The sequence below is a fragment of the Streptococcus sp. NCTC 11567 genome, assembly GCF_902141215.1.
Lineage (GTDB): Bacteria > Bacillota > Bacilli > Lactobacillales > Streptococcaceae > Streptococcus > Streptococcus dysgalactiae.
On sequence record NZ_LR595857.1, the window covers coordinates 1,010,996 to 1,024,284 of the forward strand.

Below are 13,289 nucleotides of genomic sequence, written 5' to 3' on the forward strand. Positions count from 1 at the left end.
ACACGTTATTGGAGGTATTGTAGTGACCATGAAAAATCATTCTAAAAAAAATAGTATGTCAATTGACGCTTGCAACAACAAGCCTTTTATTATTAAATCAGCACTCTGTGTTAGCCGATGAACAGCCTGTTGAGGAAACTGTTGTTCAGACTAGCTCTGTTGATTCCTCAGTTGTTGATGAAAAAACTGAAGCTTCAACAACAGCTACTAACTCAGAAACTAGTTCTGAAACAGAAGAAAGCGAAGCAGCTGCTGACGAAACAAAAGAAGAGGCTTCTAAGGCAGACGAAACTAGCTCAAAAGAGCAAGAGCCAATCTCAGCTTTTGCTGGATGTATACTATAAAAGTAGACAAAACTTTGTGTGTTACAATCTGTTTTAAAAGACACAAAAACGAAAGGACAACCTATGTCAACAGTTAAACGCTACGATGAAGAATTCAAACAATCCCTTGTCAACCTTTATCAAACTGGAAAAACTCAGTCTGAACTCTGTAAAGACTATGGGGTATCCGCTTCTGCGCTTGCAAAATGGATCAAACAGTATTCTCAAGTCAAACTCGAAGATAATTCTGTACTTACTACCAAGCAAATACAAGAGCTACAAAAACGTAATGCGCAGCTTGAAGAGGAGAACCTTATCCTAAAAAAAGCAAGTGCCATATTCATGCAAAACTTAAAGTAAGACTCCTTGCTGTCTATCGGTTACGCTTTGAACACGCCACAACAACCTTGTGTCGTGTTTTACGTGTCAATCGCTCCACTTACTATAAATTTCTAAAACATAAGCCCTCAAAAAGAGAATTGGATAATCAAATTTATAGAAAACAAATACTTGAAATTTATACCAAAGCAAACAAAAGACTTGGTGTGAAGTCTATCAAGGTCATTCTTCAAAGAGACTACGACACAAAAATCTCTGAAGGAAGAATTTACCGTCTAATGAAGAATATGGCGCTCCCTAAAATGGCTACCATTAAGCCAAAAACAGCTCTTAAAAAGACTCAAAAAACGTATCCTCAAAACTTACTCAACCAGAAATTTTATCCTGACAAACCTAATCAAGTATGGTCTACTGACTTCACCTATATTTCTATTGGATATAAGAAATATGTCTATCTCTGCGCAATACTTGATCTCTATTCTAGAAAATGTATTGCTTGGAAATTGAGTCACCGTATGGATGCAAAGTTAGCATGTGACACTCTAGAATTAGCTCTTAATAAAAGAAAGATTGAAGGAACACTTCTCTTTCATTCCGACCAAGGGTCACAATTTAAGGCCAGGGAATTTAGAAAAATAATTGATGACAACAATATCATGCATTCTTTTTCTAAACCTGGATATCCTTATGATAATGCCGTAACGGAAGCTTTTTTCAAGTATTTAAAGCATAGACAAATCAACCGAAAAAAGTATCAAAATATCAAACAGGTTCAATTAGACTGCTTTGAATACATTGAGAATTTTTATAACAATTACAACCCACATACGGCTAATCTAGGACTAACCCCTAATCAGAAAGAAGAAAATTAGTTTAACGCAATAAAATAACACGGTTTTCTGTCTACTTATTTGACATTAGTCCAATGTGAATCGGTTACACTAAACTAGACAGAATTTATAAAGTGTTCTACACTAAAGAAAACAGGAGAACAGATATGTCTAGAAAAATACGTCGCCACTTCACCGATGATTTTAAGCAACAAATTGTTGACCTCCACAATGCTGGAATGAAACGAAGTGAGCTTATCAAAGAATATGAGTTAACGCCCTCAACCTTCGATAAGTGGGTCAGACAAGCCAAACTAACGGGTTCCTTCAAGTCTGTTGATAATATGACAGATGAACAACGGGAACTGATTCAACTCAGAAAACGCAATAAAGAACTCGAAATGCAATTAGATATCCTAAAGCAAGCGGCAGTGATTATGGCACAAAAAGACAAGTAATCACTGCTAATAAGGATAAATACAGCATTTCAGCTATGTGTCGTTGGCTGGCACAAGACTGCGGAGCTCGTTAAACAAGCCATTCAAAGCATCCCTTATGCACTAACCAAGGTCAAGATGTTCCATTCTGATCGTGGCAAGGAGTTTGACAATCAGCTGATTGATGAGATGCTTGAAGCTTTTGGAATCACCCGTTCTCTCAGTCAGGCTGGTTGTCCCTATGACAATGTCGTCGCTGAGAGTACCTATCGTTCCTTCAAACTGGAGTTTATCAACCAAGAAACCTTTCAATCACTAGAAGAATTAGCCCTCAAAACGAAAGATTATGTCCACTGGTGGAACTATCATCGCATTCATGGTAGTCTTAACTACCAAACTCCCATGACCAAACGAATTATCGCTTAAAAAGCACTTTATAAAAATTGTTCAGAAAAGTGTTGCCTTTTCATTAAGGCACAAGTACTTGATAAAGATGGTAATCTCGTGTGGGAAAGTTCAACCGCTGCTACACGTAAATACTTCCAAGACTTAGACGAAAGTGCTAAAGTCATGCATCGTTTTGAAAACACTGAATGGAGTGGTCAATCAAGTGATAACGAAACTGTTGCAGATGGGCTATACACTTACCGAGTACTCTATACACCAGTAGCAGAAGGTGCAAAAGCTCAAATTCAAGATTTCAAAGTAGAGGTGAAAACAAGTCTACCTGAACTTCCAACGGAAGCGTCCTATGATGCAGAAACAGGTAAATTCAGGATTGATGTGAGTCAATTACCAGAAGGTGTTCGTTTCCAAATTGGTTATAATACTGAAATTCCAGCTGAAGTTGAAGAGGGTGAAGAACCTTATAATGATCAGGTTGTTCACTATATTCCAATGCAGGCAGATGGAAGCTTTGATATTCCAAAAACAATTGAAACAGAATTATCAGAAGAACCACTGACAGTTGACTTTAGCAAACTTGTTTTAATTGCAGAAGATCGTTTCGGCAATTACCATGCTGTTTCTCTTGAAAAACTGTTACCTAAAGGTCAATCAGATCAGCCTACAGAAAACGAGAATGTTGAAAAAGAAACACCAGAAGAGGTTGAAAAAGAGTCTTCTCAACCAATGACAAATGGAGAAGAACAGTCTTCAGAAGCATCTACAGATCCTGAAATGACTGATGAGCAACTCAAAGAATTCATTGATAGTATGATAGATGACGCTAATCTCTTGATGCTTACGGAAACAAAATCGGACCAACCTAAGGTATTAGCTCCAAAAGGCTTAGATGAAAAGGAAAATGCTGACACATTCCACTACAATATGGAATCTCAGCCATCTTCAGCAAAAGTACTGCCTAAGACAGCAGAACGTTCAAACCCTTCTCTTTTAGCTGGACTAGGACTTCTATGCTCGACTGTTTTTGTAGCTCTTTTCAAAAAGAAAGAAAAACACTAAGTCCTTTTTCATAAAACAAATCACTAATAATTTAGCTTAGTATTAGTCATTGACTAATTTAGTTTAATCCTTTAGTGAATTCTGCTGATTTGTTAGTTAAGAGGCTAGATTTCAGAAAAGAAGTAAGACAATCTCTCTGTCTTTTTAGCGAGGAGAGATTGATCTGCTTCTTTTTTATCATCATGCCAGAATCATTTATTTAGAGAGAGTTACAGTTGAAACATAGACTTTTAGAGGAGAAATAGTTAAATACTAGAAAAAAGCTATTGTCACCAATACTATTAGTGAGCTATTTAAGAGAGTAAGGCTATTAATCAAATTAATCAGATTATAGGTGACTCGCTTCCTCCATTACTATGATATAATATGTAAAATGAGATTTGTTAAGATGGAGGATTGGTTATCAAAAAGAAAGCAAAAGTAAAATATTTGCTCCATAAAGGGAGACGAGGAGTTTTACGAGGCATTTTTAGTCGAACAACTGTTATTGTTTTATTAATTATCCTTCAGCTAGGTTTCTTATTTCTAACCTATGCTTGGATGGAGCAATACCGTGTTTGGATTACTATTTTAGAAGGTATTTTTGCTATTGCTATCGTCTTGTATCTGGTTAATAGTGAAATGGATGCTATTTCAAGAATGACTTGGTTAATTTTAATTATGATTGCCCCCTTGTTGGGTTCGCTTTTTCTCATCTACACCAAATTAGACTGGGGTTATCGCGGACTCAAACAAAGAATTAGCTATTTAGTGGATCTTTCTGCTCCTTACCTCAGAGATGATGAAGCTATTTTAGAAGTCCTTAAAGATAATACCTCAACCACTTACCACCTGGTGCAATATTTGGAAAGGAGCCGCGGCAATTTTCCAATCTATAACAACACAAGAACAACTTATTTTCCAACAGGGGAAACGTTTTTCAAACGGTTAAAAGAAGAGTTGCTTTTGGCCCAAAAATACATTTTCTTAGAATTTTTCATTATTGCTGAAGGGCAAATGTGGGGAGAAATTTTAAGCATTTTAGAGAAAAAAGTAAAAGAGGGTGTGGAAGTAAGAGTCTTGTTTGATGGAATGAATGAATTGTCAACCCTATCACCAGACTATGCGGTAAGATTGCAACAACTAGGAATCAAGGCAAAGTCATTTTTACCGATTTCACCATTTATTTCCACCTATTATAATTACCGAGATCACCGAAAAATAGTGGTCATTGATGGAGACGTTTCGTTTACGGGCGGTGTGAATTTAGCTGATGAATACATTAACGAGATTGACCGTTTTGGCCACTGGAAAGATGCTGGATTGATGTTAGAAGGTGAAGCAACCGATAGCTTTTTAATTCTCTTTTTACAGATGTGGTCTATCACTGAAAAAGAGTTGATTATCGACCCCTATCTTTCGAAACATATTCCCTCCCTTCCATCGGATGGCTACGTGATTCCTTATGGAGACTCGCCTTTAGATACCGATAAAATCGGAGAGAATGTTTATATTGATATTTTGAACCATGCCAAAAATTATGTCTACATCATGACCCCTTACTTGATTTTAGACAGTGAGATGGAACATGCTCTGCGATTTGCTGCAGAACGTGGTGTAGATATTCGTATTATTATGCCTGGTGTTCCTGACAAAGGCATTCCCTATGCCTTAGCTAAAACATACTACAAAGCTCTAATGACGTCGGGGGTTAAGATTTATGAATACCAGCCAGGATTTGTCCACTCCAAGATTTTTGTATCAGATAATACCAAAGCAGTCGTTGGGACAATTAACCTAGATTATCGCAGTTTATATCATCATTTTGAATGTGCGACCTATTTGTATCGTGTGTCTGCCATCGCGGAAATTGTCAAGGATTTTAAGGAAACACAAGAAAAATCAGTTTTAGTAACACAAGAACAACTCAAGACCCGCCCATGGTATCAAAAATTAGTTGGACTGTTAGTCAGAACCATTGCTCCTCTCTTGTAATTTAGGACATGTTCTGTTAGAATAGTAGTATGCGATGAGTCGATTGTGGTTGCAAAACCACTTTTGCGCAGGGGAGGTCATTAAGGCGGGAAGCCGACTTTGATAATTTGTGTGAACCTTTTTATCACGCTCTTACTAAGTAAGAACGCCCCTAGGATTGAGATATTCTCAATCCTTTTTTTGTGCTTTTCTTTTAAAATAAAATAAGCTATAATAGGTCTATTATAAATTTTTAGAAAATTACAAAAAGAATGTCTGATAAAGACTTCAACGTAAGAGGTGATTGTATGGGCTATACTGTAGCTATTGTGGGAGCAACAGGAGCTGTTGGCCACCAAATGATTAAGATGTTAGAAGAATCCGATCTCCCTATTTCAAAACTCAAACTTCTGGCATCGGCACGTTCTGTAGGTAAGACGTTGCCATTCAAGGGGCTAGAGATTCCAATTGAAGAAACAAATGAAGCAGCCTTTGATGGGATTAATCTTGCTCTATTTTCAGCGGGTGGTAGCGTCTCAGAGCGATTCGCACCTTATGCGGTTCAGGCAGGTGCAGTAGTTGTTGATAATACCTCCCATTTTCGCCAACATCCAGAAGTCCCTTTGGTCGTTCCAGAAGTCAATGCAGAAGCTCTCGATCATCATAAAGGTATTGTGGCCTGTCCTAATTGTTCAACCATCCAAATGATGATTGCACTTGAACCCATTCGCCAACGGTGGGGGATAGAACGCATCATCGTTTCAACTTATCAAGCTGTTTCAGGAGCTGGTCAGTCCGCTATCGCAGAGACACTTTCTCAATATGAACAAATCCTTCTTCAAGGCAAAACTCCAAAGGAAGTAGCAGCAGCTATTTTACCTTCAGCTGGAGATAAAAAACATTACCCTATTGCTTTTAACGCTCTGCCTCAAATTGATCTCTTCACAGAAAATGATTACACTTATGAAGAAATGAAGATGACCATGGAAACCAAGAAAATTATGGCAGATCCTACACTCAAAGTCTCTGCCACTTGTGTTCGTATCCCAGTCTTATCCGCTCACTCTGAATCTGTTTATCTCGAAACAAAAGTGCCAGCCCAAATTGATCACGTCAAAGAGGCTATCCGTCAGTTCCCTGGAGCGGTTCTGCAAGATGATGTGAGCCAGCAACTCTATCCTCAGGCTGTTAATGCCGTAGGGAGCCGTGATACCTTTGTGGGTCGTATTCGTAAAGACCTCGACATTGCTAATGGGCTTCATCTATGGGTGGTTTCGGATAATTTATTAAAAGGTGCTGCTTGGAATGCCGTTCAAATTGCAGAAAGTCTGCATGAGAAAGGGTTAATTGTCCCAAGTGATTTAGGTGTTTTCCCTATACATTAAGGTTTTTTCATTTGATGAATGAAACAAAGAAAGGCAAGAAACCTTGCTATATCGCTAGTTTGAGTGCTATGACTTGACAAATCGTGAAAACATTTGCATAATGTAAGTAGAGATGAAAACTAATGAAAAGAGGCGCTCTTATGCAAATTATTAAGCGTGATGGTCAAGTCGCTGAATTTGACCCCGATAAAATTTATCAAGCGATTATCAAAGCAGCAAGAACGGTATATGTTATCGATGATACCTGGCGACAAAATCTCGCTCAAGTTACTAAAAAAGTCGTCATTGATTTAGAAGAAGTGCATGCTGAACGCCCTACCATCAACATGATTCAATCCCTCGTTGAAAATCGTTTGATGGATGCAGGTTATATCACCATTGCAGAACATTACATTTCTTATCGCCTACAGCGCGATCTTGAACGGAATGGTTATGGTGATAACATTATTGTTCACTTGCGTTTTGAGCAAACAAAATAAACCCAAATCCCCCAAAGGATAGCCTTTGGGGGATTTTTAGTGTCTTGTTAAAAATAGCTCTTACAAGGAGTTATTGAGAGTGTCAAAAAATAACCTTAACTGATGTAGGCTGTTTTGATGAATAGTTATTATCAGATAACGACTGTTACCACTTATGAGAAAAGAACTCTTTTCAGGGAGCAACGCCTGAGGGAGAGTGGGAGAGTTATCAGTATTGATAATGAGATGGGTAGGAGTCAAACGGTACTGCTTCTTCAATAAGTGAGTCGTTAGAACTGTGTCTAAACCATCTTCCCTCTCCTTTAACAAACGTTTGATGTGCTTGAGATTTTTATAAAACATGCCATTTTCCAAATAGAGTGCCAAGGCTTTTTGCATCAACAAGTTGGTATCCAAATCAATCATTGATTTTTGAGTCAGAAACTGTGACTTTAAAGCTTGGGGTAAAACAAGTGTAGCGATTCTAAGTGCCGGAAAAACACTCATGGAAAATGACTTGAGGTAAATCACACGCTGATGAGTATCATAATAGTGAAGAGGAGGTTCCTTTGCTTTAACAAAGTCACCTAGGTAATCATCTTCTAAAATATAGACATGGTATTGTTCTGCCAAGCGAACAATAGCTTCTTTCTCTTTGGTCGTGTAAGAAAGCCCTAAAGGATTTGAAAAGCGTGAGATAGTATAAAAAAACTTAATCTCTTCAGACTGAAAAAGGGATTCTAGGACCCCTAAATCCAGCCCATTAAACCCTCGATTAATGGTTTGATAGGGTACTCCTAAATGATTAAGCAGAGATTCCATACGATGATAGGTTGGCTTTTCAATAAGAATGGTCTGCCCAGCGGTTGGGAAAGGCATTTGCGATAGTATATAGAGAGCCTGCTGTGTCCCAGAAGTAATAAGAAGTTGCTCCTTGCAGCTATAAATACTATTGTCTGCCAGATAAGGCACCAAAGCATCTCGTAAATCATCTAGCCCTTCGGCTTTGTGGTAGTAGTGAAAGAGATAAGAATCTCTAGCTTCCAGAGCTTCATTGAGGCAAAGCCGAAAGTCTTCGTAAGCAATGTTGTTATAGTCCTCGAGACTTAAATCGACAGCAGTATCTTCTTCAGACACTTTTCCTAGAACATAATAACCACTTTTTGGCACCGCATAAATGAGGTGTCTATATTTTAGTTCTAATAGAGCACGTTGCACAGTGTCTTTGCTGCACCGATAATGGTCACTTAATTGCCGAATGGAAGGGAGTTTATCTCCTTTTTTTAATGCTTGCGTTTGGATAGCTTGGTCCAAATCTGAAATAATGGTTTGGTATTTGCTTGTCATAGTTGTCCCCATACAGTTAATCGTTAACTCTATTGTACCTAATAACACTTTTTCTTACAATAGTTACTAAGGAAAAGAGGTATGTGAGTATGAAACGTATTATGGTGGCCAACGACTTAGTTGGCATAGGAAAAGTAGGACTATCAGCCAGCATTCCTGTAATGGCAGCCTGTTGCATGGAGCAAGCCTTATTACCGACCTGTCTCTTATCGGGGCATACAGGTGGGGGAAACAAGCCTGTGAAATGGGGAACTTCAGATTTAATGAAGGCTTTTTTAACAGAGTGGAGAGAAAGAGGTGCTGATTGTCATGCCATAGTTGTAGGCTATCTTAGCCAAACAGAAGATGCAGAGAAGATTTTGGATTTTCTGTCGCAACAACAAGTGCCTCTGATCCTTGATCCTATTATGGCGGATCAAGGAAAACTTTACACTGGCTTCACAAGCCAACATGTAGCTGTGATGACTCAACTGGCAGGCCAAGCGGACTTGTTAATACCTAATGTGAGCGAAGCTTGCCTGTTAACGCAAACTCCCTATTTAGGCACACATTACAGTGAAGAGGATGTGAAACAATTAGTCATAAAATTAGCATCTCTTGGACCTCGGCATATTGTCATTAGCGGAATCTCTTTCCAAGAAGGAGAAATTGGTTTTGCTTACTATCAATCGTCTAAAAATCACTTAAGCTATTATTTTGGAACTCAGTTTCCTCAACAATTTTATGGGACAGGAGATATCGTTTCAGCTATTATAGCATCTGGTTTTTGCTATGAATTGCCTATGAAAGATGTTCTTAACCTTGCTATTTCCTTTATCGAAAAAGCTTTGCAAACGACTCTTATGCTAAAAGAAGATATCTCTTTTGGAATTGCCTACGAACCGCATCTAGCCTATCTGAACACATCATTTCAACAATTAATGGAGGAAAACAAATGACATCATCTAAACTAGCTCATCGCATTGAACTGAGTCTCTATGCTAGCCTAATTTTTATAGCTGTCCAATTGCTACGTATTCCAGTGGGCGCTCAATTTGTTCATCTTGGAAATGCCTTGGTGGTGGTTGCTGTTCTTCTATACGGTAGTAAAGAAGCAGCTCTGGTGGCCAGTCTGGGATTGGGCATTTTCGATATTTTAAACGGTTATGCCCCTGTTGCCTGGATAACCATTTTGGAATCTATGATAATCTGTCTTGTCCTACACCTTATTTATGAAAAAGGAATGCAGTCAAGTCAGCGTCCAATAGCTATTATAGCAGTGGGAGTCATAGCAGGCTTGGTTAAATTGCTCCTCAATATCATCAAATACAGCTTGCTTCATTATGCTGTAGGTCAACTTTCTTTTCCAGCAGCTTTCTTCGTAGCACTCGGAAAGGTTGGAGGTAGTTTTGGGACGACACTCGTCACCATAGTAGCAGTCCCTATTCTCTACCCTATACTACAAGGATTAAGAGCTAAATGGCGTCAGAAAAAACCAGATAATGATATTATCTAAAAATAAAAAATAAATTATTTTTTAGATAAAAATACTTTAAACTTTCTCACATCTTAAATTTAGAAAGAACTTATAGCGGTATCATAAAAATCAATTATATTTTCAGATAATTGATTTTTAATTGTATTTTATCAAAATCCCGAAATGAGAATGTTTTATTTTCTAATAATGATAATGTATAATGATGAGGAAAGGGAGGTTTTTTTATGAAAAAACATTTAGGATTATTAGGCGTTACACTATTGAGCGCCGCAGTATTTGCACACGCTAAACCGGTACAGGCTGTTGCTGGGCCTACTTGGATGGAGCCTGACGATATGTTCTTAAAAAAAGTTATCTAATTATCTCTGTGACTGGACGAGTTCAAGAAACAGGTCAAGAAGTTTATATTAAATTCATTGATTATGATATTAATACAGCAGTATACAGTAAAGCGGACTTATTAAAAGCTGTTCAACACCAATTATCAAGTAGCCGTTTTACTCGTCAATTTCAAGTCGTTGACTTTGATAAAGATGCTCGTGTGACAAATCGTTATGGTGACCTTTATATTGCAGGAACTGATGGATCAGTCAATTTTGGGAAAGATGAGGTCCAACAATATCTTTTATCAGGTCATGTTATCTTAAAAAAAGCTGAAAAAGAAATTGACCCTGAAGTGGTTAAGCCTGCTACAGATGTCGCAGTTCACTATAATGTCAACTTTGAATCTTATGAAGACGGAAGAAAATACAATTATTCTCTTGATTTAGATAGGAAAAAAATAAATTCAGCAATTGATTCAGAAAAATTAAAAACTAGAGCTCAGGAAATTTTAAACGAGAAACATCCTGGGTTCGTAATTGCTGAAAGAGTTTCGACAAGAATTACACATGATGGTCAACGTGATACATTTTTTGACGAAGATAACTTTACCTATTATGTTAAAAATCGCGAATTTATTCCTAAAGAAGGGGATAAAACAGGCTATGGAACAGAGAATGGTAATACTGATGCTATCACCGAAACGTATACTATTGTTCATAAAGATCAGTTAGCTAATTATGGTAAGGAAAAAACAGAGCCTATTAATATCAATTATATTGACGATACCAATGGACAGCTGTTATTAGAACGTAATTTACTAATTCATGGATTACATGATATTGATTTTACAGACGGTTACGATAGTAATTTCAAAAATCGGGTCTTAGTTAATAATTTAGATTACTATAATATTGAAAATTATACTATTACAGGTCGTGTTGATCATTTTGTTTTAGATGGAAAAAGAAGAGTAAATGTTTACATGACTAAACGAACAGCTAATATGCGTCCGACTGATCATTATGGTTATGATAATGGTTACTCAGAAGAGGAAAAACAAAAATATGCTTATTTAAGAGAGGATGAAAAACAACAACTAGAAACAATTCAAGAGAATGGTGCGTCCGCTGATAAGTTCCTTCCCTCAATTCCAGAAAAATAACTAACTATTCCTTCATTGACAAAAAGTTACAATTTTGCCATAATTGAATAAATGCAGAAAGCCGTTTTAACGGCTTTTTTGATGATTATTAAGGAAGAAGTCATGAGTATTTTAGAAGTGAAACAACTTAGTCACGGTTTTGGTGATCGTGCTATTTTTGAAAATGTATCTTTCCGTCTTCTCAAGGGAGAACATATTGGTTTGGTTGGGGCAAACGGTGAAGGCAAGTCAACCTTCATGAGTATTGTTACTGGTCACCTCCAGCCAGATGAAGGAAAAATTGAATGGTCCAAATATGTCACTGCAGGGTACTTGGATCAACACACAGTGCTTGAAGCTGGGCAAACCGTTCGAGATGTCCTTCGAACAGCGTTTGATGAGTTATTTAAGACCGAAGAGCGTATCAATGACATTTACCTGTCAATGGCAGATGAAGGAGCAGATGTTGATGCCTTGATGGAAGAAGTCGGCGAGCTGCAAGATCGTCTGGAAAGCCGCGACTTCTATACCTTGGATGCTAAAATTGATGAAGTGGCACGTGCCTTAGGGGTGATGGATTTTGGGATGGAATCTGATGTCACCGCTCTATCAGGTGGCCAACGAACTAAAATCTTATTGGCTAAGCTATTGTTGGAAAAACCAGATATTCTTTTATTGGATGAGCCAACAAACTACCTCGATGCAGAACATATTGAGTGGCTCAAGCGCTACTTGCAAAACTATGAGAATGCCTTTGTTTTAATTTCGCATGATATTCCTTTCTTGAACGATGTGATTAATATTGTTTATCATGTTGAAAATCAAGATTTGGTTCGCTACACTGGTGATTATAATCAGTTCCAAGCGGTCTATGACATGAAAAAATCCCAGTTAGAAGCAGCCTATGAACGCCAACAAAAGGAAATTGCGGACTTGCAAGACTTTGTTAATCGTAATAAAGCTAGAGTAGCAACGCGTAATATGGCCATGTCTCGTCAGAAGAAGCTGGATAAAATGGATTTGATTGAGCTTCAAGCAGAAAAACCAAAACCAAGTTTTGACTTTAAGGAAGCAAGAACTCCGAGCCGTTTTATTTTCCAAGCTAAAGATCTTGTGATTGGTTATGACCGTCCTTTAACCAAAGAGCCTTTGACCCTTAACTTTGAGCGCAATCAAAAAATTGCTATTATTGGGGCCAACGGTATCGGAAAATCTACCCTCCTCAAGAGCCTATTAGGAATTATTCAACCGTTAGAAGGGGAAGTTGAAACAGGAGACTTCTTGGAAGTTGGATACTTTGAACAAGAAGTAGCAGGTGATAATCGTCAAACACCTTTAGAGGCTGTTTGGGATGCCTTTCCAGCTTTGAATCAGGCTGAGGTACGAGCAGCTCTTGCCCGTTGTGGCCTGACATCAAAACATATCGAAAGCCAAATCCAAGTGCTTTCTGGTGGCGAACAAGCTAAGGTACGCTTCTGTTTACTCATGAATCGTGAGAATAATGTACTTATTTTGGACGAGCCAACCAACCATTTAGACGTGGATGCTAAAGAAGAACTCAAACGTGCTCTGAAAGCTTATAAAGGATCCATTTTAATGGTCTGCCACGAACCTGACTTTTACGACGGTTGGGTCACCGATGTTTGGGATTTCAATCAGTTAACATAAGTAGATTTCCAAGATCTCAAAAGGTCTTGGATTTTTTAATAGTAGCCAAAATCTGGTAACGATTATGAAAAGATAGTTAACGCCAATCAATCAAAATCTTTGACGAGATACCTTACTCATGGTATAATGACAATATAAATTAA

12 protein-coding genes and 1 pseudogene are annotated in these 13,289 nt (G+C 37.9%); 12 read left to right on the forward strand and 1 reads right to left on the reverse strand.

The window, feature by feature from the left end; genetic code table 11:
- Window positions 1-62 precede the first annotated feature (62 nt).
- From FQT67_RS05185 to FQT67_RS05215, 7 genes and pseudogenes are all read left to right on the forward strand, one after another.
- Complete coding sequence (locus tag FQT67_RS05185; protein WP_022554662.1) at window positions 63-344, forward strand: hypothetical protein; 282 nt, start codon at window positions 63-65, stop codon at window positions 342-344.
- A 63-nt stretch (window positions 345-407) separates the two neighbouring features.
- A protein-coding gene (locus tag FQT67_RS05190) for an IS3 family transposase (protein WP_143936378.1) occupies window positions 408-1,534 on the forward strand; the annotation gives its coding sequence in 2 pieces (ribosomal slippage) (window positions 408-642 and window positions 642-1,534; 1,128 coding nt in all).
- A 125-nt stretch (window positions 1,535-1,659) separates the two neighbouring features.
- A pseudogene (locus tag FQT67_RS05195) lies at window positions 1,660-2,355 on the forward strand (integrase core domain-containing protein).
- 78 nt (window positions 2,356-2,433) lie between these two features.
- Window positions 2,434-3,393 (forward strand): LPXTG cell wall anchor domain-containing protein, encoded by a 960-nt coding sequence (locus FQT67_RS05200; protein WP_012766968.1) that lies wholly within the window; start codon window positions 2,434-2,436, stop codon window positions 3,391-3,393.
- A gap of 396 nt (window positions 3,394-3,789) precedes the next feature.
- Window positions 3,790-5,367, forward strand: a complete 1,578-nt coding sequence (gene cls / locus FQT67_RS05205; RefSeq protein WP_003061177.1) for a cardiolipin synthase — start codon at window positions 3,790-3,792, stop codon at window positions 5,365-5,367.
- A 287-nt stretch (window positions 5,368-5,654) separates the two neighbouring features.
- Window positions 5,655-6,731 (forward strand): aspartate-semialdehyde dehydrogenase, encoded by a 1,077-nt coding sequence (locus tag FQT67_RS05210; protein ID WP_046177251.1) that lies wholly within the window; start codon window positions 5,655-5,657, stop codon window positions 6,729-6,731.
- Between the two features lie 140 nt (window positions 6,732-6,871).
- Complete coding sequence (locus FQT67_RS05215; protein ID WP_003050875.1) at window positions 6,872-7,210, forward strand: ATP cone domain-containing protein; 339 nt, start codon at window positions 6,872-6,874, stop codon at window positions 7,208-7,210.
- 60 nt (window positions 7,211-7,270) lie between these two features.
- On the opposite strand, the gene FQT67_RS05220 is transcribed toward FQT67_RS05215, so the two are convergent.
- Window positions 7,271-8,536, reverse strand: a complete 1,266-nt coding sequence (locus FQT67_RS05220) for a PLP-dependent aminotransferase family protein (RefSeq protein ID WP_003060966.1) — start codon at window positions 8,534-8,536, stop codon at window positions 7,271-7,273.
- 89 nt (window positions 8,537-8,625) lie between these two features.
- Between FQT67_RS05220 and FQT67_RS05225 the strand changes: the two genes are divergently transcribed.
- From FQT67_RS05225 to FQT67_RS05240, 5 genes are all read left to right on the forward strand, one after another.
- On the forward strand, window positions 8,626-9,474 hold the full coding sequence (locus FQT67_RS05225; protein ID WP_014612289.1) for a pyridoxamine kinase: 849 nt from the start codon (window positions 8,626-8,628) through the stop codon (window positions 9,472-9,474).
- Complete coding sequence (locus FQT67_RS05230; RefSeq protein WP_046177252.1) at window positions 9,471-10,031, forward strand: ECF transporter S component; 561 nt, start codon at window positions 9,471-9,473, stop codon at window positions 10,029-10,031. Before FQT67_RS05225 ends, FQT67_RS05230 begins: the two co-directional genes overlap by 4 nt.
- Window positions 10,032-10,237: 206 nt before the next feature.
- Entirely contained in the window at window positions 10,238-10,372 is a 135-nt protein-coding gene (locus FQT67_RS10930; protein WP_003058468.1) for a hypothetical protein, read from the forward strand.
- Window positions 10,373-10,380: 8 nt separating this feature from the next.
- A complete protein-coding gene (locus FQT67_RS05235; protein ID WP_012766963.1) occupies window positions 10,381-11,499 on the forward strand; it encodes a staphylokinase domain-containing protein in 1,119 nt (372 codons plus the stop codon).
- 102 nt (window positions 11,500-11,601) lie between these two features.
- On the forward strand, window positions 11,602-13,146 hold the full coding sequence (locus FQT67_RS05240) for an ABC-F family ATP-binding cassette domain-containing protein (protein WP_046177277.1): 1,545 nt from the start codon (window positions 11,602-11,604) through the stop codon (window positions 13,144-13,146).
- The last annotated feature ends 143 nt before the right edge of the window (window positions 13,147-13,289 follow it).

Coding starts and splice junctions, on each gene's coding strand:
- FQT67_RS05240 (WP_046177277.1), top strand. CDS start 11,602: ATGAGTATTTTAGAAGTGAAACAACTTAGTCACGGTTTTGGTGATCGT.
- FQT67_RS05220 (WP_003060966.1), bottom strand. CDS start 8,536: ATGACAAGCAAATACCAAACCATTATTTCAGATTTGGACCAAGCTATC.
- FQT67_RS05215 (WP_003050875.1), top strand. CDS start 6,872: ATGCAAATTATTAAGCGTGATGGTCAAGTCGCTGAATTTGACCCCGAT.
- FQT67_RS05210 (WP_046177251.1), top strand. CDS start 5,655: ATGGGCTATACTGTAGCTATTGTGGGAGCAACAGGAGCTGTTGGCCAC.
- FQT67_RS10930 (WP_003058468.1), top strand. CDS start 10,238: ATGAAAAAACATTTAGGATTATTAGGCGTTACACTATTGAGCGCCGCA.
- FQT67_RS05230 (WP_046177252.1), top strand. CDS start 9,471: ATGACATCATCTAAACTAGCTCATCGCATTGAACTGAGTCTCTATGCT.
- FQT67_RS05225 (WP_014612289.1), top strand. CDS start 8,626: ATGAAACGTATTATGGTGGCCAACGACTTAGTTGGCATAGGAAAAGTA.